Annotated in this window: 19 protein-coding genes; 7 read left to right on the plus strand and 12 right to left on the minus strand. The window is 66.7% G+C overall.

Annotation, left to right across the window (positions count from 1 at the left end; all coding sequences use genetic code 11):
* Positions 1-99: 99 nt before the first annotated feature.
* Positions 100-1,083, plus strand: coding sequence for a dimethylarginine dimethylaminohydrolase family protein (locus ACFXNW_RS29075; protein WP_379420995.1), 984 nt, complete (start codon positions 100-102; stop codon positions 1,081-1,083).
* A gap of 3 nt (positions 1,084-1,086) precedes the next feature.
* Here the strand turns inward: ACFXNW_RS29075 and ACFXNW_RS29080 are convergent, their stop codons facing one another.
* Positions 1,087-1,698, minus strand: a complete 612-nt coding sequence (locus ACFXNW_RS29080; RefSeq protein ID WP_379420996.1) for a TetR/AcrR family transcriptional regulator — start codon at positions 1,696-1,698, stop codon at positions 1,087-1,089.
* A 69-nt stretch (positions 1,699-1,767) separates the two neighbouring features.
* On the opposite strand from ACFXNW_RS29080, the gene ACFXNW_RS29085 reads away from it, so the two are divergent.
* Positions 1,768-2,184, plus strand: a complete 417-nt coding sequence (locus tag ACFXNW_RS29085) for a DUF6463 family protein (protein WP_379420997.1) — start codon at positions 1,768-1,770, stop codon at positions 2,182-2,184.
* Between the two features lie 52 nt (positions 2,185-2,236).
* On the opposite strand, the gene cynS is transcribed toward ACFXNW_RS29085, so the two are convergent.
* The 4 genes from cynS to ACFXNW_RS29105 all read right to left on the minus strand — a co-directional run bounded on the left by cynS (position 2,237) and on the right by ACFXNW_RS29105 (position 8,219).
* On the minus strand, positions 2,237-2,704 hold the full coding sequence (gene cynS / locus ACFXNW_RS29090; protein WP_379420998.1) for a cyanase: 468 nt from the start codon (positions 2,702-2,704) through the stop codon (positions 2,237-2,239).
* A 31-nt stretch (positions 2,705-2,735) separates the two neighbouring features.
* The gene (locus ACFXNW_RS29095) at positions 2,736-3,323 is read right to left on the minus strand and encodes a carbonic anhydrase (protein WP_379420999.1); all 588 of its coding nucleotides are present in this window, start codon (positions 3,321-3,323) and stop codon (positions 2,736-2,738) included.
* 277 nt (positions 3,324-3,600) lie between these two features.
* Positions 3,601-7,113 (minus strand): carboxylic acid reductase, encoded by a 3,513-nt coding sequence (car, locus tag ACFXNW_RS29100; protein ID WP_379421000.1) that lies wholly within the window; start codon positions 7,111-7,113, stop codon positions 3,601-3,603.
* 248 nt (positions 7,114-7,361) lie between these two features.
* The gene (locus ACFXNW_RS29105; RefSeq protein WP_379421001.1) at positions 7,362-8,219 is read right to left on the minus strand and encodes an RNA polymerase sigma factor SigF; all 858 of its coding nucleotides are present in this window, start codon (positions 8,217-8,219) and stop codon (positions 7,362-7,364) included.
* 226 nt (positions 8,220-8,445) lie between these two features.
* Between ACFXNW_RS29105 and ACFXNW_RS29110 the strand changes: the two genes are divergently transcribed.
* On the plus strand, positions 8,446-9,009 hold the full coding sequence (locus ACFXNW_RS29110) for a DJ-1/PfpI/YhbO family deglycase/protease (RefSeq protein ID WP_379421002.1): 564 nt from the start codon (positions 8,446-8,448) through the stop codon (positions 9,007-9,009).
* Positions 9,010-9,342: 333 nt separating this feature from the next.
* Here ACFXNW_RS29110 and ACFXNW_RS29115 read toward each other — a convergent pair whose 3' ends face one another.
* Positions 9,343-10,440: an alkane 1-monooxygenase gene (locus tag ACFXNW_RS29115; RefSeq protein ID WP_379421003.1), complete on the minus strand. Its 1,098-nt coding sequence runs from the start codon at positions 10,438-10,440 to the stop codon at positions 9,343-9,345.
* Positions 10,441-10,731: 291 nt separating this feature from the next.
* On the minus strand, positions 10,732-11,820 hold the full coding sequence (locus ACFXNW_RS29120) for a hypothetical protein (protein WP_379421034.1): 1,089 nt from the start codon (positions 11,818-11,820) through the stop codon (positions 10,732-10,734).
* A gap of 362 nt (positions 11,821-12,182) precedes the next feature.
* Here ACFXNW_RS29120 and ACFXNW_RS29125 point away from each other — a divergent pair, with 362 nt between their 5' ends.
* A complete protein-coding gene (locus ACFXNW_RS29125; protein ID WP_379421004.1) occupies positions 12,183-12,974 on the plus strand; it encodes a hypothetical protein in 792 nt (263 codons plus the stop codon).
* A 155-nt stretch (positions 12,975-13,129) separates the two neighbouring features.
* Here the strand turns inward: ACFXNW_RS29125 and ACFXNW_RS29130 are convergent, their stop codons facing one another.
* Positions 13,130-14,734 (minus strand): serine hydrolase, encoded by a 1,605-nt coding sequence (locus ACFXNW_RS29130; protein WP_379421005.1) that lies wholly within the window; start codon positions 14,732-14,734, stop codon positions 13,130-13,132.
* Positions 14,735-14,885: 151 nt separating this feature from the next.
* Between ACFXNW_RS29130 and ACFXNW_RS29135 the strand changes: the two genes are divergently transcribed.
* Entirely contained in the window at positions 14,886-15,305 is a 420-nt protein-coding gene (locus ACFXNW_RS29135; RefSeq protein ID WP_379421006.1) for a hypothetical protein, read from the plus strand.
* A gap of 46 nt (positions 15,306-15,351) precedes the next feature.
* On the opposite strand, the gene ACFXNW_RS29140 is transcribed toward ACFXNW_RS29135, so the two are convergent.
* From ACFXNW_RS29140 to ACFXNW_RS29150, 3 genes are read right to left on the minus strand one after another with little or no spacing between them, the layout of a single operon-like run.
* Complete coding sequence (locus tag ACFXNW_RS29140; RefSeq protein ID WP_379421007.1) at positions 15,352-17,013, minus strand: hypothetical protein; 1,662 nt, start codon at positions 17,011-17,013, stop codon at positions 15,352-15,354.
* Positions 17,010-18,815: a hypothetical protein gene (locus tag ACFXNW_RS29145; protein WP_379421008.1), complete on the minus strand. Its 1,806-nt coding sequence runs from the start codon at positions 18,813-18,815 to the stop codon at positions 17,010-17,012. Before ACFXNW_RS29145 ends, ACFXNW_RS29140 begins: the two co-directional genes overlap by 4 nt.
* Before the next feature lie 7 nt (positions 18,816-18,822).
* Positions 18,823-20,094 carry an ABC transporter substrate-binding protein gene (locus ACFXNW_RS29150; RefSeq protein WP_379421009.1) on the minus strand — a complete coding sequence of 424 codons (1,272 nt, stop codon included), beginning with the start codon at positions 20,092-20,094 and terminating at the stop codon, positions 18,823-18,825.
* A 398-nt stretch (positions 20,095-20,492) separates the two neighbouring features.
* Between ACFXNW_RS29150 and ACFXNW_RS29155 the strand changes: the two genes are divergently transcribed.
* Positions 20,493-21,284 carry an acyl-[acyl-carrier-protein] thioesterase gene (locus ACFXNW_RS29155; protein WP_379421010.1) on the plus strand — a complete coding sequence of 264 codons (792 nt, stop codon included), beginning with the start codon at positions 20,493-20,495 and terminating at the stop codon, positions 21,282-21,284.
* Positions 21,285-21,360: 76 nt separating this feature from the next.
* Here ACFXNW_RS29155 and ACFXNW_RS29160 read toward each other — a convergent pair whose 3' ends face one another.
* The gene (locus ACFXNW_RS29160; protein WP_379421011.1) at positions 21,361-22,371 is read right to left on the minus strand and encodes a LysR substrate-binding domain-containing protein; all 1,011 of its coding nucleotides are present in this window, start codon (positions 22,369-22,371) and stop codon (positions 21,361-21,363) included.
* 318 nt (positions 22,372-22,689) lie between these two features.
* On the opposite strand from ACFXNW_RS29160, the gene ACFXNW_RS29165 reads away from it, so the two are divergent.
* Positions 22,690-23,832: a Glu/Leu/Phe/Val dehydrogenase dimerization domain-containing protein gene (locus tag ACFXNW_RS29165; RefSeq protein WP_379421035.1), complete on the plus strand. Its 1,143-nt coding sequence runs from the start codon at positions 22,690-22,692 to the stop codon at positions 23,830-23,832.
* The last annotated feature ends 121 nt before the right edge of the window (positions 23,833-23,953 follow it).

Raw genomic sequence — 23,953 nt, forward strand, 5'->3', positions numbered from 1 at the left:
TACGCGAACGGTCGCCGATGAATGGGGTGCTCATCTCGTTGTGAATCCGTTGTCGTGCTGGGGGCTGCCCTGTGAGTCCGGGCTGGTTAGAGTTTCCGGATGATTGCCAACGATGCGCGGATCCGGGTGGACAGCGAGTTCGCGGCATTGCGGACGGTGGTGGTGTCGCGATGTGAATTCCGGGCACCGGACAGCCCGGCGATCCTCGGCCATCAGATGCCGGTCGAGCCCGAAGCCGTCCGCGTCCTGGAGGGGACATGGGGTCGAGAATTCGGGGCGGTTTTCCCCGAGAGGCAACGTCTCTGGGAAGACGAACGCGACAACCTGGCCGAGGTATTGACCCGCTACGGCGTGCGAGTGCTGCGGCCGCGCCTGTTCACCGCAGCGGAGAAGGCGGCGGCCGGACCGCACGGATATGCGAATTTCTTCGTCCGCGACCCCTGGTTCACCATCGGTGAGCACGTCATCGAAGGGTCGCTACAGTTCCCGCACCGCCGCCTCGAGGTCCTGACCAGCCGCTCACTGCTGCTCGATCAGGTGATGCCCGCACCGGCGCGATACGTGTCGATTCCGATCCCAGAAGTCAGCGGCGATGGTGCCGCTGGGCCGGGACCATTCCTCGAAGGCGGTGACGTGCTGGTCCTCGGCAAGGACTTGTTCGTCGGCGAATCCGGAATGGCGACCGACCGCACCGGCACCGAATGGCTCGCGAAATACTTGCGAGCCGACGGATACACGGTGACACCGGTTCCGCTGAAATCACATGTGCTGCATCTTGATTGTGCGATCGGATTGGTGCGCGAGGGCCTGATGATCGTGTGTCCGGATCGCCTTCCCGACGGCGTGCCCGAGACATTGCGGGACTGGGAACGCATCGACGTCAGCGAAGAAGAAGCCGCCGCCATGGCCACCAACGGCTTGCCCATCGACGCCGAAACCTATATCACCGACCCGCAATTCGAGCGCGTCGGACACCAATTGCAAGCCCGTGGCATCACGGTCGAGTATGTCGATTTCTCGGTGTCGCGGATGTTCGGTGGCGCGTTCCGCTGCTCGACCCAGCCGCTGGGCCGATTCGACTGATCCCTACACCTCATCCGCCGGCACGATGTTCGCCGTCAATGCGGCGACGGTGATCTCGGCGATGGAGCGTGCGAGGTCCGGTGCGTGCGCGGGATTTTCGTCGAGCATGATCAGCCAGGCGAACAGTGGACCCAGCAGCAGCACATGCACCACTGCCGGGTTCGGTCGATGCGGCAGTTCGCCGCGGGCGACCGCGCGGTCGAGCAGGGTGGTGATGATGGAGCGCTCCACCGCAAGGTAGGTCGTGGCGAAGCGGTCACCGAGGGCGGCGTCGGCGCGGACGTCGGCGAGCAGGCCTGTCATCACATCCGAGCTCGAGCGGCTCAGTTGCTCACCGATCCGCTCGGCGAGTGCGCCGATGTCGCCGCGCAGCGAACCGGTGTCGCCGGGCGGGTCTTCGCGCAGGTCGTGCAGCAGGACCGCGAAGGTCATCTCTTGTTTGGTCGCGTAGCGCCGATAGATCGCCGCCTTGCTCACTCCGGCACGCGCCGCGACCGCGTCCACGGTCAACGATCCGTATCCGTGTTCTTCCAGCAGGCCGCGCACCGCCGCCGCGATCGCGTGATCAACCCGACTCTCACGTGGGCGGCCCCCCGCTTGTTTCGTCGTCGCCATGGTGGCATCATACGAAACCATCAGTTTCGATACCGCGAGTTTCGTAATTCGCGGACCGAGGAGGCAGTCATGATCAGCTGGGCCGGACGGATTCTCGCGTTCCTCGGTGCCGTTCACCTCACCGCGGCAACGTTGTTCAGCTACCGCCACTTCGCCGAATGGTTCTCGTTCGGATTGTGGACGCTCGGCGCCGATATCACCGAGCTGTCCCCTTCGATCGGGGGCTTCTGGTTCGGCCCGGGCAGCTTCGGCGCACCGTTGCTGCTACTGGGCCTGGTGGTCATCTGGATGGACCGCCGCGCCATCACCCCACCGGCGTTCCTGGCCTGGTCGCTGCTCGCCTGGACCGCGGTCTGCGCGCTGATCTTCGAACCCGCCCCGTGGGTGCTGGCCACGGCCGCCGTAGTCATGCTGTTGGTCGGTATCCGCCGTGCGGGCGGCCAGGCATCGCCGGCTATTCGTGAGGCCGCTGTCGCACAGCGGTGAATCGGCCGATGATCCGCCGCAGCCGCACCGTGGGCTGCGGCGGTCGGCGTCCTCAGAACGGTTTGGTCGGCAGGTACTTGCCGTCGAGGGTGATCACCGCGCGCTCACCGCCGTCGGGGTCGGCGACCTTGGCCACGTCCAGGCGGAAGTTGATGGCGCTGATGATGCCGTCACCGAACTGCTCGTGCACCAGCGCTTTGAGGGTGGTGCCGTAGACCTGCAGCATTTCGTAGAAGCGGTAGATGGTGGGGTCGGTGGGTATGCCGCCGGGGATGGAGCCGCGGGTCGGGATCGTCTGCAGCTGCACAGCCGCCTGATCGTCGAGGTCGAGCAACTGTGCGACTGCCTGCGCGGACTCGCGAGGCAGTGCGTGCTGACCGAGGACCGCCGCGGTGACGAACGCGACCGACAAGCCTGCGGCGTCGGCGATCTGCTGCCAGGTCAGGTCCTTGGCGATCTTCGCGGCGACCGCGTCCTCGGCCACCTGGTTGCGTGCGGTCTGGGTGAATTGTGCGTGCATCGAGTTTCCTTTCATATCAATGGGTGTCAGGTCATGCGGAGAGCGCGGAGGCGGGTTCGACCGGACGCACCGAGCCCGTGGCGATGTCATAGACCCAGCCGCGCAGCTCGACCGCGCTGTCGGCGACAGCGCGCGCCACACTCGGGTGGGTCAGCAAATTGTCCAGCTGTTCGGCCACGTTGCCACGCACGAGCGCGGCGACCGCGGCGTCGCGGGACTCGCCCTCGATGTTCGCGGCGTGGACATGCCCCAACCACGCCGCCACCGAGGGCATCGCGGCCAGATCGGCACCGGTGGCCACCGCTGTCATCGCCCCGCAGGCGGAGTGGCCACACACCACGATGGTGGACACGCCGAGAGCGGTGACGGCGTATTCGATACTCGCCGCGACCCCGTCGGCGTCACCGCGGTAGACCGGCACGATATTGCCCGCGGTCCGGATGACGAACAGCTCCCCCGGTTCGGACTGGGTGATCAGTTCCGGCACCACTCGCGCGTCCGAGCAGCCGATGAACAGGGTGTGCGGGGCGTGGTTGGTGGCCAGCCGCCGGAACAGGCCGGCTTTGCGTGGCAGCACGCGCTCACGGAACCGCGCGACTCCACCATCGAGATCCTGCATGGCCATCCTTTCGGGAGCTGTTTATCCGACAGCTCCACGATGCGCCAGCTGGGCTTATAGAGTCCAAGACTTGCTGACTCATGTCAGCATTGGCCTCGCCTATAGTGGTCGTGCAGGAGGCTGGGCACGGCCCACATCCACGTGGCGAGGTCGAAACCTCGCGCCCGGCAGACTTCGCGACGAGGACAGCGGTCTTACTCGCAGTGTCGACCGACTTGATGAGACCGGTCGCACACTACGTAGCAACATGCCGACGAGAGCGGACGTTCGTTGACCTCTATGTCTTCGGGATCAACCCGTGCAGACGCAGGTCGGAGACATATTTGGCGATCAAATCTGCTGTGAGGTGGGGAATGTCGGCGTCGAGGCCGAGTTCGGCGGCGCGGACCGCGGCCTGGAATTCGGCGGCCGGAATCGCCGATCCGGGGTGCGGTGGCCCCGGCCGGGTGAATGCGTGCAGCAGCGGCAGGACCGAGGCCTGGCGCTGCTGTTCGGGTAGCGCACGCAGCGCCGCATCGAAGCGGGTCAGCCAGGCGTCGTAATCGTCGATGCGCTCGATCCGGATTCCGGCCTCGATCATCCAATCGACCACGACGTCCAGTGAGATCCCGTCGTCGTGTGGGTTGACCACATCGAAGCTGACGTGCCCCGCCTCGACCGACGCGCCGAGCACCGTGATCGCCTCGGCGGTGAAATCGGCGGGTAGACCGTCGTAGTGGGCCCGCGCCCGCCCACCGTCGGGGCCCGCGCGGTAGAACGACGCGGGTGCGATACCGGTGGCGACCAGCCCGATCAGTAGCCGCGTGAACATGTCCGGGACGTTGAGCTGCCCGGCATAGCGCGGATGGGCCAGGATCATGTCCGACCGGAACACCGCCACCGGCAACCCACACAGTTCGTGCACCTCACGCAACAGCACTTCACCGGCCCATTTGCTGTTGCCGTAACCGGTGGCGTAGCCGTCGCCGTTGCGGCGCACGGGACTACCGGCCCGGATGTCACCACCCTCGGTGAACACCGCGCGATCGACGTCTGCGGCCACCGCAACCGTCGACAGATAAGTAAATGGTTTGAGCCGCCCGGTGATCGCCAATCTGATCAACTCCGCGGTGCCGACCACGTTGGGCCCGAACAACTGCGCATAGGGCAGGACATGATTCACCAGTGCCGCGCAGTGCACGATCCGGTCGACTCGCCGCGCCAGCCCATCCCACGCCTCGGCATCCAGACCCAACCGCGGTGAGCTGAGGTCACCGACGACCACTTCGAGATGCTCGACGGCCAGTTCCCGATACCGCCGCAACAGATCCGGATCGCCGGAGTCGAAGGCCGCGTCCAGCCTGCGCCGGGCGGACTCGGCATCCTTGGCGCGCACCAGACACACCACGCGACCCCCGACGGCCCGCATCCGCTGCAGCCATTGCAGACACAACCAGCGCCCGAGGTAGCCGTTGGCTCCGGTGATCAGCACCGTTTCGGTCGTGGTAGCCACCGCCAGTCCCGACGCCGCCGCCAAGGTTTCGGCGTCGATGAACCGCTCGGCAGTCAGATCCTGAGCCTTGACCTGCCGCGATCCCGCGCCGTGCACGCTGTCGAAACAGACCACCTCGGCACCGGATTCTCGTGTGGTGCGGATGTATTCGGCCAGATCGCCCAGGGATGTCGCCGGGCTGGTCACCACGCTCACCGGCACCTCGACGCCGAAGATATCCTTCAGCACGTTCGCGAACGACAACGCCGACAACGAGTCGCCACCGAGGTCGGCGAAATGTGCCTGTGGCGTCGATTGCGCTGCCGTGCAATCCAACAGGGCACGGGCTGCCCGCAGCACCGTCTCCACAATCGGCGCCTCGGCCGCGGCGGTGTGCAGGGCGAGCAGCTCAGCCGATCGCCCGTCGGCACGGTCGCGATACATCTGTTCCAGGCGCGGACCGTACCGCTGCTCGAGCGCGGGACGCAGCAGTTTCCCGATCCCGGACAACAACCCGTTCTCGATCGTGAACGGCTCGGTCTCGATGACGAATTCCCGAGGAATCTCGTAGGGCTCCAGCCCCGCCTCGGCAGCCATACTGCGCACCGACGCGGCGATCGACGCCTCGACGGCCTCAGCACCCGCGGCGAGCGCGTCGTCGGTCGGCACCACGACCGCGAGCAGGTAGGCGCGCACGCTGCTGCCGTAGACGAAGATCTGCCGGATCAACGGGCTGCCCGCATACACCGCCTCCAACTGCGAGATCGCGACGAACTCACCCTGCGACAGCTTCAGCACGTTATTGCGCCGGTCGAGGTAGCGCAGCTGATCCGGGCCGAGCTCGGCGACGATGTCACCGGTGCGGTAGAAGCCGTCGGCGTCGAAGACCTGCGCGGTGATATCCGGGCGCCGATAGTAGCCGGGGATCATCGCCGCGGTCTTCAACAGCAGCTCGCCGCGCGGATGGGGCTGATCGGACGAGAAGTAGCCGAGTTCGGGGACGTCGCACAGCTTGTAGTCGATGACGATGGGTCTGCGGACCCGGTTGTCGACCACCAGCCCGCCACCCGCCTCGGTGGAGCCGTAGGCATCATGCAGCTCGATCTGGAGCAGCGACTCCATGAACGTCTTCAATTCCGGTGCCAGCGGCGCACTGCCGGTAGAGGCGGAGATGAGCCTGCCGCCGAGGATGTCACCGCGCAGCTCTGCCCGCACCTGCTCCTCGCTGCGTCCGCCCGCCGCCAGTTCGCTCTGAAACCGCTGGAAGATCATGTCGCTGACCCGCGGAACGAATACCATCTCCGTGGGCCGCACCAACGCGATGTCATCGAACAGCGTCGACATATCCGCGGCTGCGGTGAAGTAGGCGGTCCCGCCGCGAACCAGGACACCGGTCAACGCCAGCCGCCCGGCGAGATGGCTCATCGGCATGTAGTTCACGCTGATCGCCGGCGGATTCGATCCCGCCTTGCGCGCCAAGCCCTGCAACCAGATCCCGGCAGCCAGCCGATCGGTATACATCGCACCCTTGGGTGTTCCGGTACTTCCCGAGGTATAGATGAGCATCGCCAGCGGATCGGCCCGTGTATCCGCGAAATACGTTGTGGCCCTAGGGCTCTGGCGGCCGATCTCGATGACGTCGGCCAAGGTGTCGACGGTGGCCGACGGGGCGGTCGTGGCCAGTCGCTCGCGCGCCGCCGCCAGCACCGCACGGTGTGCGTCCACTTCCGGGACATGATCGAATACGACCAGACGCCGGATCGCCGGTGCCGCCACCACACACTCGACGGCGACCTCGAGCAACTCCGGCGTCGTCGCCAGAATCCGCGGCTCGGTCTCGGCGGCGATCAGACGCAGCGCGGCGGCCGTCGCACCGGCTTGCAACGGCACCGCGACCGCGCCGATCCGGGCGCAAGCGAGGTCGATGACGGTCAGATCGACGCCGGCCACGCCGAGGATGCCGATCATCTCCCCCGGCCGGATCGGATCCGCGCTCGCATGCTGCCAAGCCGCGGCGAGTGCCTCGACCCGGTCGCCGACCTCGCCGTAGGTGAGGGTCTCGAATCGGTCCAGCCAGCGGCGCTCGCAGCGGCCGGTCGCCGGATCGATCACGGTCTCGAAGGCTCGTTGCCCGAGCGCGGGCCGGTCGGCATAGCCGGTCAACACGCTGGCCACGATCTGGGCGACACCGACCCCCGGGGTCCGCACGGCATCGAGAACCGCCTCGTCGGGCGCGGCGGCGCGCGCCTGGTGATCGTCGGCGTAGAGCTGGGCAATCCGCTGTTTACGCCGCCCCGCGGGCGTCGTCTCGATCGACATGGTTGGAGCCTCCCTGCCCGTCGAGCAACGCCCGAAAAGTTACTGTTACTTCGACTAACAACATGCCAGCAGGGCGACGGCTCTACAGGCCGAAGCCGCCTGTGATCCCGACCACATCTCGGGGAGGGGCACGGTGCGCGTCCGCGCAGGGCTGTCAGAAGCCGCAAGTCAACCCCGCAACCTGGAGGAGACCTCTACATCACAAACCCCGGCGGGTAGGCAACAGCACTACCTAGCCGGGGTGAGGATCACGCGGCCGCCGGTTCGGCCAGCGCCTGCTCACGCAGGGAAGCGAGCGTGCGCGAAAGGATACGCGAAACCTGCATCTGGGAGACGCCCAGACGTTCGGCGATCTGATTCTGGGTCATCGATCCGTAGAACCGCCACACCAGCACCTGCCGTTCACGGCGCGGCAACTCCGCGATGAGCGGCCGCACCGCCATCGCATCCTCGAGCAGCCCGTAGCACGGCTCCTCGCTGCCGAGCCTGCGCTGCACCGCACTGCCCGCATCATCATCGTCACGGGCGATCGACTCCAGCGAATTACTGGTGTGCCCGTTGGCTGCAACCATCGCCTGCGTCAGCTGAGGCAGATCGACCTCGAGTTCGGCGGCTACCTCACGCGCGGTCGGCACCCGCCCCAAACGCTGAGACAGCGCCTCAGTGGCCGGGCCGATGCGCAACTGGATGTCTTTCATCGTGCGCGGCACTCGCACCGCCCAGGTGCGGTCACGGAAGTGGCGGCGCACCTCGCCCATGATGGTGGGCACTGCGTAGGCCAGGAATGTGCTGCCGCGCGAGAGGTCGAAGCGATCCACCGCCTGGATCAACCCGATGCGCGCGACCTGCTGCAGGTCGTCGAACGATTCACCGCGTCCACCGAAACGGCGCGCGATGTGCTCGGCCAACGGTAGGCACAGTTCGATGATGTCGTCGCGGATATGGGACCGGTGCGGATCGTCGGCGTCCAATGCCTCGAGCTTCTCGAACCAGGGCTCGATGTTTTCGTAACTGTCCGAAGAATCTCCGTATTTCCCCGCCCGGCTCTCACGCGATCGGGACACCGGTGCGGATCCGATGGTCTGAGCGTGTTTCGACTCATTCATTGGGCCTCCTCGGTCCCGAATCGGCTGACTCTCGGCTCGACCTGAATAAGGGGTACCCACTGTGACGTAATCGAAAAGTGACTGATCCAGATCGACGGACACACCGGCCCTGACCTGGAGTGTCGGTGCCACGTACCTGGGTATGCCCGGCTACGAGTCGCATATCGACGACAGTGTGTGCGAAAAGCCTGCTGAAACGGACATATCGAGAGGAAGGAACGTGCGCATGACCGACACCGACCTCACCGGGCGCCGAATTCTGGCGATTGTCACCAATTACGGCGTGGAACAGGATGAACTCGTCGTCCCCGCCCAGCATTTACGTGACGCGGGCGCCCGCGTCGATATCGCCGCCGAAACCGGCGATTCGATCCAGACCCTGGTCCACGACAAGAACTCCGGAGCCACCGTCGAACCGGACCTCACCCTCGACGCCGCCGACCCGGCCGACTACGACCTGCTGCTCATCCCCGGCGGCACCCTCAACGCCGACTCACTACGCCTCAACGAGGCCGCCGTCGGCCTCACCCGCCGCACTGCCACCGCAGGCACGGCCATTGCCGCGATCTGCCACGGCCCATGGCTGCTGGTCGAAGCCGACATCGTCCGAGGCAAGAACCTGACCTCCTACCCCTCCCTGACAACCGACATCCGCAACGCGGGCGCCGCCGACTGGGTCGACCGTTCCGTCGCCGTCGACGACACCCACGGATACCCGCTGATCACCTCCCGCTCCCCCAAAGACCTCGACGACTTCCTCGACCGCATCGACACCGCCCTCACCCGCTGACCTGACTGCTACCCGAGTTCGGCCGCAAGCCGCGCACAGGTGGGCGCGAGGTGGCTCTTCAGGTCCGGCGACGGACCGGACATCAGAAGGTCCGCCAGCCCGAACGCTGCCGCAGGGGCGCCGAGCCCGTGTAGAACTGTTCGGTCACACCGCTCTTCGATCGTAATTAATTGCACACCAATCAATTTCGCGCGAACAGTGACCACGGTAGTGGATTTCGGCGTCAATGTCGGCTCTCACGCCGCGCCATTGTGGACCGCCGGATCGCGTGCCAGGCACCGAGCAATCTCAGCGCCTACGCGCCACAGGCCACATCAAGAAGCCGGCTCTTCTCTAAGCAAACCCGTGAGCGGCTAACAACCGTTCCCGTTTACGTGGTGCCATATTCGTCAGCGTCACATCACCCGCGTAGTGCTCGAGGACCCGCGGATCCATCATCCGCCGCCACAAGGGCGGGATAGCGGCCAGCAGAATCATGGTGGCGTAGCCGGCGGGCAGCTGCGGAGCCTCGCTGGTGCTGCGCAGGGTTTGGTAGCGGCGGCCGGGGTTGGCGTGATGGTCGCTGTGGCGCTGCAGATGGAACAGGAAGATGTTGGTGACCAGCCGGTCACTGTTCCAGCTGTCGCGGGGCGAGCAGCGTTCGTAGCGACCGTTCGGACGACGCCTACGCAGTAACCCGTAATGCTCGACGTAGTTGACGGTCTCGAGCAATGCGGCACCGATGACCGCCTGCAGCAGCAACCACGGCAGCACCGCAAAGCCGAACACCGCGGTCAACGTACCGAACAGCACCACCGTCATCGCCCAAGCCTGCAGGATGTGGTTGTGCGGCGACCACCACCGGCGCCCCTGTCGCTGCAACCGATCACCTTCGAGGGCGAGAGCCGAACGAAACCCACCCGCCACCGTCCGCGGCAGAAACTCATACAGCGACTCACCCAGCCGCGCACTTGCCGGATCCTCCGGGGTCGCCACCCGCACATGATGTCCGCGATTGTGCTCGACGAAGAAATGCCCGTATCCGGATTGGGCCAGCGCGATCTTGGCCAGCCACCGTTCCAGATGTTCCACCCGATGCCCCAGCTCATGAGCGGCATTGATGCCGATCCCGCTGACGAACCCCAGAGTGACCCCCAAGCCGAGCTTGTCCACGAAACTCAGCTCATCACCCGCCCACATCGATGCCGCGATCACCAGACCCAGCAGCTGGAGCGGCAGGAACATGTAGGTGCACCACCGGTAGTAGTGGTTGTTCGACAGAGCCTCGTAATCCTCATCGCGCGGGTTGCTGCCGTCCTCGCCCACGAGCAGATCCAGCACCGGGATCGCGATCAGCACGATGATCGGCCCGATCCACCAGAACACCTCGAATCCGGTGTGCAACACCAACTGTGATGGCAGCAGCGCACACGCCGGGGCGATCAGCCCCAAGACCCAGAGATATTGTTTCCGGTCCCGAGAACCGTGTGATTCGCCCGCTTGCACTGAGACCAACTCCGAGTGTCGCGTAGTGGAACCCGACAACGAATTAATACAGTTGTCCACTCGACCCGTTACAGCAGAAGCAAATATCCAGCATACGCCCCGGATGGCTGCCAGGAACACCGATAGATGCGGTGCAATCTCAGCGCACAGAGTCAACCAAGCGACCATTCAACAAGCAGATTGCAATCTTTCGGATTACCCGCGAAACAGTCGTACGCGAGCTACCAGGCGCTCAGCTCACCTCTCGTCGGGAACCTCAATCGCGCTGACACGCATCGAGATCCGATACGACAGCACCGCCATTGCGAAAAGCCCGAACCCCACATTCACAAGCGCGCCGAACCCCTCAGTCGCGAAATCGACCAATGCGTTGAGCACCGTGAACACCAACGCCGCGATCCGTAACGCCTGCAACGGCCACAACGGCCCATCACTGCGCAGATTGATCATGGCCGGAACCGCCAGCAACAACGTGATCGAAGCACTCACGAACAGAATCGCCCCGGAGATCCCCATCCGCTCGATCACGATCGACGTATCGGAGGTGTCGATATCCAGCCCACCGGTGACGAGCTGAACCACACCCACAACCACACCCGCCGCCGACGCCAGCACCAACAACCACCCGACTACCGGCACCCATCGCGGACTCCGGAAGAACCCGGGAATCAACCGTGGCAGGAATCGACGCACCGCATACAGCCGGTCCTCGCGATGGCCGGCCGCCTCGAGCAACAACCGCACCCCCTGCACGGCCGCCACATCCGCGCCGCCACCTTCGGCCCGATCCAGCATCCGCGCAGCGGCGTCGCGACGATGCGGCGCCAATCCACCCGCCACACCGTTCGCCGCTATCGCCGCGGCATTGGCCAGGTATTCATCCGTGGTCGGCGCACGGAACACCCGCATCGCCCGATTCGCCAGCAGCACCACCAACACCAGCACGTACATGATCTCCGCGGACGGCCCGTAGAAGTAGTCGTTATCCGCGGTGACGAACTTGCCGACCTCATCGAGGAACAGGCCGAACCCGATACCGCCGACAACCACCGATACGACCCGCGCACCGAATCCGAGCACCATCCACCCGATGAGCAGCGCCACCATCATCGCCGCGCCCCCGTACAGCGCATGCGCGATATGCAGCGTCCCACCACCGACCTGCGGATAGTCGGTGATCACCAGATACAGCCGGGTCAACAGAATCGTCGCGATCGCGACGATCAGGAAGGATTCGGCGCTCGCACTGCCGTAGGCACTGCGCACCAACCGGGTGCGGCGCCGGCCGGACGCCGGGTCCACCGCCGTATCGCGATCGATCGGCACATGCACACGCACCACCTCGCGAAGATCTCGAGCATCAGGTCAGCTCATATGCTCGCACAGCGGCAACCCCTCGTTCCCGCAGACGAACGGCACACACAGCAGGATCCGCACATCACCGGCAATCAAGTCGATTCACTCCAGCCCACCCGAGATCCACCCGGATAGCACCCGCCCCGAATCAGCCCATCGAAGCCCGCACACCTACTACAGTCCAATTGGGCACACTGTGAGCGAACGACAACCAGGGGCGCGCGGCGGATCGCCCACTCAGCAGATCGGCTGTCACCACCCCTCGGGGAAGGGACCGCGCCCATGTCCTGCGGCCACACCGGTCAGCGAACGCGGGAACCGGGAGCCCTACGGTGACACGCTGGTTCACCGACACCATCGTCGACAACGGACGCCTGCCGCTGTTCTTCCTCATGCTGGCGTTCCTCCTGACATTTCTGTTCATCCGGATCAGCACCAGGATGATCCGCGCCGAAGTGTCCTGGTGGCCCGGCAACGTCACTCCCGGTGGCCTGCACATCCACCACGTGGTCTTCGGCCTCGTCACCATGCTCGTGTCGGGGCTGCTGCTGGTCGCCCTCGCCGCGCACGAGACCCCGGTCCTCAACTGCGTGCTCGCCACATTCTTCGGCATCGGGTCAGCACTGGTGCTCGACGAGTTCGCACTGGTTCTGCACCTGCGTGACGTCTACTGGGCCGAGGAGGGCCGCAGCAGCATCGACGCGGTCATGGTGGCGTTCGCGATCTCCATGCTGTTTCTGCTCGGCATCCACCCGCTCGGGCTCGCCCACGACTTCGACGAGTACACCGATGACGGCGCCATCGCGACCCTCATGGCCTCGATTGCCGGATTGATCGTCCAATACGGCCTCGCGGTATTGACGTTGCTCAAAGGCAAGTTCTGGACCGGGTTCCTCGGACTCTTCTTCCCCATCCTGCTGATCGTCGGCGCGATCAGACTCAGCCGCCCCACCGCGCCATGGTCGCGGTGGCGATACCAGCCCGGCTCACCCAAACTCGCCAAAGCCACCGCGCGCGAAGCCCGATACCGCGAACCGGTCATCCGCGCGAAGATCGCCGCCCAAGAGTTCGTCTCGGGCCGGTTCACCCCACGCGTACCGGGCACCGGCCCAGACGAAACCTGAGTTCCGATCTCCGCCTCGTTGAGTTTTTGAAGGTGTGTGCGTGCTCTGCGTTCGATTAGGCATTAATGGCACACATGTTTAAATGCGCATATCTACGTATCGCCAAGTAATGTATCAACAGGAAGCCACCATCAATAGCCAACATGAGGACCCGGTCAGGGCTCGCGGTCGAACGTCCCGAGCCCTTCCTTGTCGTAGTACTCGAGCGTGAGCTGGTCGCCTTCGAAGGTCGCCTTGGATACGGTCCCCTGCGTGGCGTTCTCCCCCGGCGGGGTGAAGACGAATGTGTCGCCGTCCCAGTGGGTCAGCGGGAAGGACATGTTGTCGGGACCGAGCGTCAGCGTCAATGCCCCGCCCACCTCGGTGATCGTCGCCGGGCCGTAGTAGGGGTTGGCGTAGGTACCCGCGTACGTCGGTAGCGGGCGGGCGGGAGCCGGGTCGGCGGGTGGTGTCGCGCCGGCGAGTTCGCCTATCGGGGCGCTCATCGGCGCGAATGCCTGCTGATAGAGCGCGCGCCAGTCCTGCCGGATCTCGCCGAACTGGACGAGGTCGGAGAACTCGGCATTGAGGGTCTCGGGGACACCGATCGGCGCCGAATTGGTCAAGGTCACGATACCGACGTCGGCGGAGGGGATCAGCGTGAACGCGGTGGCGGCCCCGAGGTCGAATCCGCCCGAATGACTGAGCATCACTCGTCCGGCGGCGGATTCGCTGACGTTGAAGCCGAAGCCGTAGAAGCCCGCCCGCGCGTCCGGCGCCTGCGGCGGGGACGACACCGACTGCGGCGAGATCGCTGGCAGCAGATCGTTCGGCGCGATGACGGCCCGCCCGTCCGCGGTTCCATCGCCAAGCACCATATTCATCCACTTCGCCATATCGGCCACCGAGGAGCTCACTCCCCCGGCCGGCGATTGCGCATCGGGCTGACGTCCGGGGTTCGCGACCCGGTATTCACCGTCGACGAGGACATGACCGTCGGCTCGATCGGTGCGGTCGGCGAAATCGCTGTACCGCGAGCTCGTCGCGTTCATGCCGAGCGGCTCGTACAGGGCCTGCTGCGACAGTGTCTCCCAATCGGTGCCACTCCCCTGCGCGACGGCGGACGCGGCGGCGGTCAATCCGAAGTTGGTGTACTCATACGAGTCTCGGAACGGCCCGAGCGGCAGCAGGCGCAGCCGTTCGAGCACCTGCGCACGGTCATATCCGAGGTCTTCGAGCAGGTCGCCGGCGTGATCGGGCAGGCCCGAGCGGTGTGCGTACAGGTCGCCGACGGTGACATGGTCGGTGACGTAGGCGTCACCGAGCGCGAACGAAGGCAACAGCTCGTTGATCGGCGTATCCCATTCGACCTCGCCGGCCGTCACCTGCTGCGCGACCACTGTCGCCCCGACCGATTTCGACACCGAGGCCAGCTGGAATACCGTGTCGGGCCCGATCTCGGTCTTGCTGTCGAGGTTGCCGACGCCGAACCCCTCGCTGTAGACCACCTTGCCGTCGTGCACCACGGCCACCGCCATACCGGGAATCCGCGACGATGCCATGAGTTCCTCGGCCAGTCCCCCGAGCCGATCGACAGCCTTATCGACCTGATCGGCCGGTATATCGATCCCCGCGGCCTGATTGGGCATGACCGAGGCGGTCTCCGAGGGTGTCGCACCGGCCTGCTCGCTCGCCGGATCCTCGTCACCGCAACCAGAGAAGGCCAGCCCCGCGGCCACGACCACCGCGATGGGCCCGAGCATTTTCCGCCGACGCGTCATGACGTCGCCTCCTGGGTGCCGTTGCCGACATGACCCCCGATCGACACTAATGCACACATCTACAGCGCGGAAGATGGCAGCACGGCCGTTATTCGGTGCGCCGGGTCGAATGCAGTGAGTCGGGTACGCACATCACGAAAGGAGTGTCGCCATGAGAACTTGCTCCTCCGGTCGCAGGCCACCCCTCGTCCGGTTCGTCGTCGTCATTGCCGCCGCCGCGCTGCTGGGCGCGTGTTCCGATGATTCCGGCGACGATAGCAACAATCGTTCACCCGATCCCCCGGTCCCCGGGGTCGAGCAGGTCAGCCCGACTGCCGCCGAGCAGCTCTGCGAGATGATCCTCGTCGACATCGACACCTGGCGCCAACACGGTCCCACCGTCGGCCGGATCACCTTCGAAGGCTATGTGCGCAGCTGGGCAGCCGAGTACGAACAGTTCGACGCCGCCATCATCCGGGACCGCTCCTTCGTCGACAGCGTCACGATCCGGTATTGCCCCGACGTGCGCGATCGGGCTCTGAAGGCACTCGACCTCGACAACTTCGCTTCCGGCCTGGTCGGCTACACGTAATCCTGCGCTACGCAGCGGTCCCCCGGCACCGTGTCACGCCGGCCGTTCACGCGTTGCTCGCCGCGTTCTCCTCGAGTGCCAGCGGCCATCGGTTGACGCCGGTGCGTGGCGCGATCCGGAACTGACTGATCGCCTGGAGCCGATAGTGGTTCGCAGTCTGCGCGTCGGGATTCAGTCGCAGGGCGTGCGCGAGCCATCCCATCGCCTCCCCCACCGCGTCGCGCGGCGATCGTCGCGGATCCGCACCCAGCACATCGTCGGCGCAGCGTGGATCGACGATCACGGCTGTCGCGAGATGTTGCAGACAACGGGCGATGCCATGGTCGTCACACAGCGAGATGTTCGCGGTGAGCGAGAGCCGCCAGCACCGCAAGGCACGGGTGCCTTCGCCGCGGGCCCACCAGACATGACCGAGAACCTCGTGCATATGCGCGCGGCCACCCGGATCACGGCCCTGCCCGGTCAGCGCCTCCGCCAGCTCCAAGCGGTCTTGCGCGTCATCGAGGCGGCCCTGGCGCAGCAGGACTATGCCCAGGTTGACCAGAGTGCACACCTCGCCGGGAATGTCCTCGCGCGGCAGCATCCACCAGACACGTTCGAGCACCTGGCGGGCTTGTTCGAAATGCTGCGGATCAGCGCCGGGCGACGAAGCGGGAAGCCGGCGAAGTGCCTTCGCGTGTTCGCGGCGCGCGGCCAGGTCGGCATAGCGACCACCCTCGCCGTTGCGCGGCGTCGATTCGGCACCGCGACCCGCGCGCAACCGCACCTGGGCGGCGGGTGCCCCGAATGCATCCAGCTCAGGCAGTAGCGCCAACGCCTCGGCGAGTTCGGTGTCGTGTCCGCCGGTGCGCGCATGCCAGACATCGAGGGCGTCGGTGATGCGGATCAGGCTGGGCGTCACAGGGCCCGGTAGCCCGTCGCCGAAGGACGCGCAGGTGGTCACCAACCGCCGCAGAAACGGTTCCTCGGCCTCGAACCAGCGGCGAGCCGCCGCCGCGAAGCGCGGGGTGCCGAGGCCGATGGCCCACCGTTCCGCCTGGTCGGCGTGGTGTCGGGCGAGGGCAGTGACCGCGGCCTTCCACTGCACCTGCCTACGCACGTCGACGGCGGTGCGCCGATCCGGCACCATGACGACGCGATACTGCTGCGCCCCGGCGACCGCGAGGCAACCCTGGTTCTCGAGCTCCACCAACAGCAGCGGCGCGGTCGGACCCGCAGCTTCAGCGCCGGACGGGACGCGGGTGGGTGCGTCGAGTATCGCGGTCAGCACGTCCAGCAGTGCGGCAGCGGTGTATTCGTGCACCGGCAGCGCGCCGAGGACCTTCGCCTCGACACACGCGGCGTCTTCCAGCTCTACCGCGGGTCGCGGCGCACACGTATGGGCACCGATCGGCATCCGAGCATCGTCGAAAAATGCGAGCAGCTCTAGTTCTCGTGCGGTGTAGGGGCTTTCGCGCAGTCTGCGTTGTTCGGCCACCACCCATCGGGCGACCAGGAATACGACGACGAGCACGCCGATCATGAGCAGCCCCACCGAGATCAGCAGGCCGACGCCGCGTTCGAGAAACAGGCTCGACACGATATTGATGACCAGCCCGAGCAAGACTGCCCCGGCCAGCGCACCGCCGCCGCCGAATCGAAGAAGGATCCCGCTCGAGGGCACCTCCCGCACCACGGGAGATCGGGGCGGACGCGCCCGATCGCTCACCGCAGCACTCCCCCGGTCAACGCAGGAACCAGGAACCGACGCCAGGTCGCCAGCAACAACGCGACCGGCACGATCGCGAATACCAGCGATCCGGCGGCCAGTTGCGGCAGGTTCTCTTCGAATTGGCGCGCCTCGCCCCACAGCAGCAGCGACCACGGACTCGCCCCCGCCCCGCTGATCATCAGGCTCACGAAGAAGTCGTTCCACACCTGGATGAACTCCAGTACCGCCGCCGCGACCACCGCACCGCCGGCTCCCGCCCACAATCGTCGCGCCACAGCCCCCGGCCGTGCCAGTCCGTGCATCGCGGCCGAGCGTGGATTCTCTTCGGCCGCTCGCAAGGCACCGCGCAGGATCAGCACGCTGACCGGCAGGCCCGCCGCACCGTGGACCAACATGAGCGGATACTGCGTCCCCGAGAGCCCAAGGGCGTCACTCGCCTGGTCGATCGGCCCGAGATACATCTGGGCGGGCAGCACGGCCAGCACCACCAGCCCGGTGATCGCGACACGAAAACGCCATGTGTTCGAAGGCGCGGTCGACAGCCACCGCGCGACGGGCAGCGCCGCCGATACCGCGAGCACGGTCGCGACGGTCGCGACCAGTGTCGTCACGCCGAGCGTCGAGGGCAGCCCGGCCTCCCAGACTCGACCGAGTGCGGGCCACCCATGGCCACCCGGCCTGCGGGTCGACACCCACAACAGCACGAGAATCGGTATCGCGAACGCCACCGCAACCACTCCCGCGAACACCGTGGCAGGCAATCCCGTTCGCGGCGCACCGTAGGGTTCGTGCGGGTTCGGACGCAGCGGCAATCGAATCTCCCTTGCACCGCCCGCCTTCCACAGCGCGAACGCGCATACGCCGACCAGCACAGCCAACGGCACCGAATACACCGCCCCCTCGGGGGGCGTGCCCCCATCGGTCACCAGCCGCCACCAACGCACAGTCGCACTGTCACGGTGGATTTGGTATGAGGCGGGCACGCCGATGAGAATCACATCGAAGACGCGCGCCGCGGCGACCACGACGGCGATCCCGGTGATCAACAGCACCGGCTGCAGCAGTCGAAGGCTGCGCCACACCAGTACCGCGGGCCGGGCGGAGCCGGCTTGCGCGGTGAGGTAGCCCCAGCGCACCGAGTCCGACTCGATGGCGCGCAGCGCCGCCGCGAATATGCCGGTGAGAAATCCGAACCAGGTCCACCAGAAGGCGAACAGCGGCATCCACCGGTATCCGGATTGGAAAGTCGCGACATCGCCCGCAGGTACTGCCTCTTCGAACATCACCCGAAACGCGAGACCCGAGACGAACGCGGCGACGCCGAATGGCACCACCAACGGCAGCCACAACCACCGCACCCCGCGGGCGAACCACGCGGTGATCAGCGCAAGAGCCATCAGCACCAGCCCGGCAGCCACGAACAGCAGTGTCCGCGCGTAGACGCCCAACTCGTCCGCACTCGCGTCGACGTAGAACAGCAGCGGAGCCGGTAGCAGCACAACGGCATACGCCGCCAGGGTGACGGCGCGCGACCTGAAGGGTCCGAACCTCCGTATCGCGAATACCGCGGCGACACCGCAGGCGAACAACAGCAGCGGCGTGGCCACCCGCACACCCGCGGTCGCCACCGTCCACGCCGAGGCCATGAGCAGCAGTCCCGCGAGAAGCCCGGCAGGTATCAGCTGGGCGCGCTCCCAGCCGCGCCACGGGTGACGGCCGCCGATCAGCGCCCCGCGCATCCGACGCGTCGCGAGCTCGAGCCGCAATCCGTTGCTCGGGAATCCGGGCAGTGCGCTCATCGTCGGCTCACCGCCCGGCGAGAGCTGAGACAGCGTCGTTCACCGCGCGCCCGACGTGCGAGCGGTCGGCGTCGACCGCGACGAGGAACTCGGTGAGTACCCGCCATAATTCGCTCCGCCCGCCCGCGGGCCCGGTCCGGTCGGACAGATCGAAGATCACCTCACCGCGCAACCGTTGCGCCGAAGGACGCAGAAACGGCGAGTAGGCCGCGTCGGTATGGAGATTCGGTGCGAGGAATCCGTGGAACATGTTGATCCACTGCAGCGGCGCCGAAGGCGCGGCCAACGTGACGAGGGCCCGTTCCGCGCGATCGCCAGCACCCCGAGTCAGCACGAGGACATCGCCGCCGACAATGCGCGGCGAGGGCCCCGCGGCCTCGACACCGGGAAAACCCGTCACGCCGACGACGTCGTACGGGTTGCGCCCTGACGCCGCTACCGCCTTGCGCACGATCGGCTCCGCGAAATCGGGAGCTACGACCAGCACGGCCCGCCGTCGCTCGAACACCTCACGGACCGCGTCGGAGAACTGCATGGTCAGCGCCGTTCCGACGCCACCGGGGTAGGCCGAGTCGTGTGCGGACCAGGCGCCGAGTCGGTGCAGAGCGGCACGCACCGCATCCCTTTCCCACTCGGCGTCGTTTCCGGAGTCGGCCAGCGTCGCATAGGTTTCCGGAGATTGTGCGTACAGCAGGTTTTCGAACAGGTCCGTCAGGACCCAGCCGTCCGCCGCGGCGAGCGCCAGCAACCGCATGTCCTTGTCCGCGAGGAACTCGATGCGCGTGAGCCAGTCCTCCAACGTCCACAAGGCCGGATTGCCGATCGCGGACTCCTCGGCCGATTCGCGGTCGAACCAGACCAGCGACTTGTCCGCCGCTTTGAACGGCACACCGTAGGGACGTCCATTGTGGTAGAGCAGTGCGCGCCACACCGGCGGATAGCACGGCCCCTGTGCCTCGTCCGCCCACAGCGACTCGGAGATGTCCCGGAGCGCGCCACGCTCGGCGAACTCGCGGACCCGCCCCGCCTGCGGCAACATGACCAGCTCCGGCGCCGAGCGTCCGCCGGTCAGCGCGGTGCCGATCTCGTCGCCGAGCGGGATCACCTCCACCGAGCCCGAAAGGCTCAGCGCGTCCAGCACCGTGCGAAACGCGGCCAACTCCGACCCGCTCCAGGACACCGCGATCTGGACCGTGCCGGGCGTACCGAGGACACCTTTGCCACACGCGGCCAGCGGCGCGACCAATGCCGCATGCAGAAGCGTCCTACGGGTCAGCATTGCCCCCCAGATCCAGGTGTCGTCGCCATACGAGCACCGCCTATTATGCTACGTAGCAGTCAATTTCGTCCCCATACCGCCTGATCGTCCCCCGCGTCGGCGCGGCCCGAAATCATCACGGTCCGCCAGGCGGCGCCGAAGCCTGCCCCGATATCGTCAAGAGGCGAGTCGGCAGCCTGATACACCAGTGAGATCGCAAGCGCCGACGCTTCGTCTGGTCGCCCGCAGTCTCGGTCACCGGGGTGCTGCTGTGCGCGTCCCACGCGGCCACCGTGTCGATCACAGCGTGCTGCTGCGCGCTCCCTCCGCCGCTACCATGCCCGACTGTTCCTCGTGTCGGGCTCCTGGCCGACGCGGTCGATCGCTACGCTGTCGCGTGACCTGCGAAAGGAGCGTTCATGAACGCCGCCACCGCCGTCGACCGGTTGGCAGAGATCGCATTTCCGCTGACGCCGTGCCCGGATGAGAACCGGGCATTCCATGAGCACTGGCCGGTGCGGCTCGGGGACACCGATGGTGACGAGCGACTGCGGCTCGACGCAGTGGCCCGATATCTCCAAGACATCGGCTACGACCATCTACAGGTGGTCGACGACGGGGATCTTCACCCGGGGTGGATCGTGCGCCGCACCGTGATCGATGTGCTGGCGCCCATCGAATTCGGTGATCGGGTGCATCTGCGTCGATGGCCCTCGGCACTGTCGAACCGGTGGTGCAACATGCGCATCCAGGTGCGCAGCGACAACGGTGGGCTGATCGAAACCGAGATGTTTCTCATCCACGTCGACATCGAGGCCGGTCGCCCAGCGCGGATGACCGACCGATTCATGGCGCCGATGCTCGCGGCGACCACCCAGCATCGGCTGAGCTGGCGGCCCGCGCTGCAGGAACACACCCACGTCGGCGCCGAGCCGCGGCCGTTTCCGCTGCGGGTCACCGACGTCGACCGCTACGGGCATGTCAACAACGCGGTGCATTGGGAAGCGGTGGAGGAGGCGCTCGCACGATTTCCCGATGCGCCGACATCGCCGTACCGGGTGATCCTCGAACACGCCGGGCCGGTGATGGCCGGTGACGATGTGCTGATACGAGCCTGGCGCAGCGAAAGCGCGCAGCATGTGCAGCTCGAAGTCGACGGCAGCGCCCGAACGTTGGCGCGTATCGAATCACTCACCGATACCTCTCGCTGAGAACTCCGCCGGGACGGCCGTTGACGGACGCCACCAGAAGTGTTGAGATACCTCGTCAGTGGACTGTGTCCAGTTCTCAGTCGAGGCCCTTACGGTCGCTGCGTGGGGTCTCGGTCGCTGTGTCGGACCTCGGTGGCGGCGGCACCGGCTCGGTATCGGTCAGCGCGGGCAACGCGGTGTCGGCGCCGAGTCCTTTCTCCTGCGCGGCGGCCCGGATCGCGTCCACGACGAGCAGCAGCGCCGCTCGTCGCGCGGTATTGGTGCGGTAGGCAAGCGATACGGTCCGGGTGAGGATGTCACCGAGCACGACGACGTCCACGCCCGGCGGGCGCAACGCCAGACCCAGGTCGGACACCAGTGTCACGCCCAGCCCTGCCGCGACCATCGCCATCGCGGTCGCCTGCTCTTCGACCTCATGGTCGATCCTTGGCTCGACGCCGACGGATTGAAACGCCAACCGGACCGCATGCCCGAAGTGCGATCGGGCCGGCGCGAGGATCCACGGATACTCGGCCAGCTCGGTGAGCCGCACACTTTCGGCGGGCACCGCACCGGCCGGGACGGCGGCATAGAGCCGCTCGACCGCGATGACGGCGCGCTCCAGGCCGCTGTCCCAGGCCATCGGGTAGTTCGAGTAGTCGAGCACGAAGGACAGGTCGAGTGCGCCGTCCCGCACGGCGGCGGCAGTCGACTCCGGTGCGAGTTCGCGTGTCCGCACCAGAATGCCCGGTTGGGTGCGCGCGAGGGTGGTGAGCGCGTCGGGGAGCAAACCGGAGGCCACCGACGCCCACACGCCGGCGGTGAGCTTCGCCGTCACCGATTCGCCGGCGTCCTCGAGCGCTTGGGTCGCGCGCTCGACCGAAGCGAGAATCTCCTCGGCGTGCTCGGCGAGCAGCACCCCGCGGTCGGTGAGCTGCACCCGCCGCCCCCGTCGCTCCAACAGCCGGGTGCCGACGTCGCGTTCCAGGTGGGCGAGCTGCTGGGACACCGCCGACGCGGTGTAGTGCAGCGCCGTCGCGGCGGCCGTGATGGTGCCGCGACGGTGCAGCTCACGCAGCATTCGCAGGCGGGCCAGCGACAGTTCCATGCCACCGAGGGTAAGCGTTGTGCAGCATCGCTGAACAACGCCGTGAACGAACCGTAAATGGACGCGCGAGCGGGTGCGAATGCACGCTTGGTGCACCGGACGCACAGCATCGGCCGGGAACGACAAAAGGGCCGGACAGGTGATTGCGCGACGCGGCATTTCCCTGCGGTGACCAGCATCAGCACGACCAGGGAGGTGTCCGCCATGACGATGATGCATGACCCGGCCAGCGGTACAGCGCAGGCGAGCGCTCCGGCCGTTCCTGCCGTCCCCGCGCCGGTACCCCTCTCCCCCTCGACCGGTCGGTGCGAGCCGTATATGCGTGTGCAGTGGACGGACTCACGCACCGGCGCGGTCGGTTATCTCGTCGTTCACACCTTGCGCGGCGGATTGGCCACCGGCGGCACCCGGATGCGCCCCGGGTGCACGTTGCTCGAGGTCGAAGATCTTGCCCGCGGCATGGCCGACAAAACGGCCACCTTCGATCTGCCGGTCGGCGGAGCCAAGGGCGGGATCGATTTCGACCCCAAGGATCCGCGGGCCGTGGATGTGCTGGAACGGTTCTGCGAGGCCATGCGTCCGTGGCTCGACTCGACTTGGGTGACCGCGGAGGACCTGGGCGTTCCGCAGCATCTGATCGACGAAGTTTTCGACAGGCTCGGGCTGGGGCAGAGCTACCACGCCGCGATCGGTCGCGCCGCCGACCCGGCCGCGACCCTGCAACGGGTCCGCGGCGGGCTCAACGCGGCGGTCGACGGCGGCTTCCTGCTCGGCGATGTGATCGGCGGCTACGGGGTCGCGCACGCCTGCCTCGCCGCAGCCGTCTGGTGGGGTCGGACGCCCGCCGACACGACCGTCGCGATCCAGGGCGTCGGCACCATGGGCGGGGCGGCGGCCTACTACCTGTACGAGGCCGGGATGAAGATCACCACCGTCGCCGACGCCGCAGGCACGCTGCACTGCGCCGACGGCCTCGACATCCCTGCGCTGCTGGATCTTCGCGACGGCTACGGCGAGGTCGACCGCTCCCGGCTCCCCGAGGGCATCGAGCAACTGCCGCGCACCGCGGTTCTGTCCGGCGACGTCGATATCCTTGTCCCGGCGGCGATTTCCTACGCGATCACGCCGGACAATTCGTTCGATGTCCGGGCCCGCATGGTCGTCGAGGCCGCGAACGCCGCCACTACCCCGGAGGCAGAGGCCATGCTCGCCGCCCGCGGCGTTCCGGTGGTACCGGACTTCGTCGCGAACGCCGGGGCCGTGGCCTGGGCCTGGTGGTTGCTGCTCGGCCAGGTCGACGACGTACCGGAGAACTCGTTCGACCGGCTCCGAACCATCATGCACAGCAAGGTCGCGCAGCTGCTGGCCGCCTGGTCGGACCACGGCGCCACCCCGCGCGAGACCGGCCACCGCTGGGCCGATGATCCGGCGCCGGTCGCGGGACGGGTCGTCATCCCCTGATCGCGAGCTTCTCGTGCCGATGCGACCTGCGCCGGCCAGGTCGTCCCGACGACGGCCGCACCGAGTAAAGCCACAGCGGGATCGTCCCTTGCCAGACAGCCCGCCGGTGCGGCTGCGGCGC

The organism is Nocardia sp. NPDC059180 (assembly GCF_042754945.1).
Lineage (GTDB): Bacteria > Actinomycetota > Actinomycetes > Mycobacteriales > Mycobacteriaceae > Nocardia.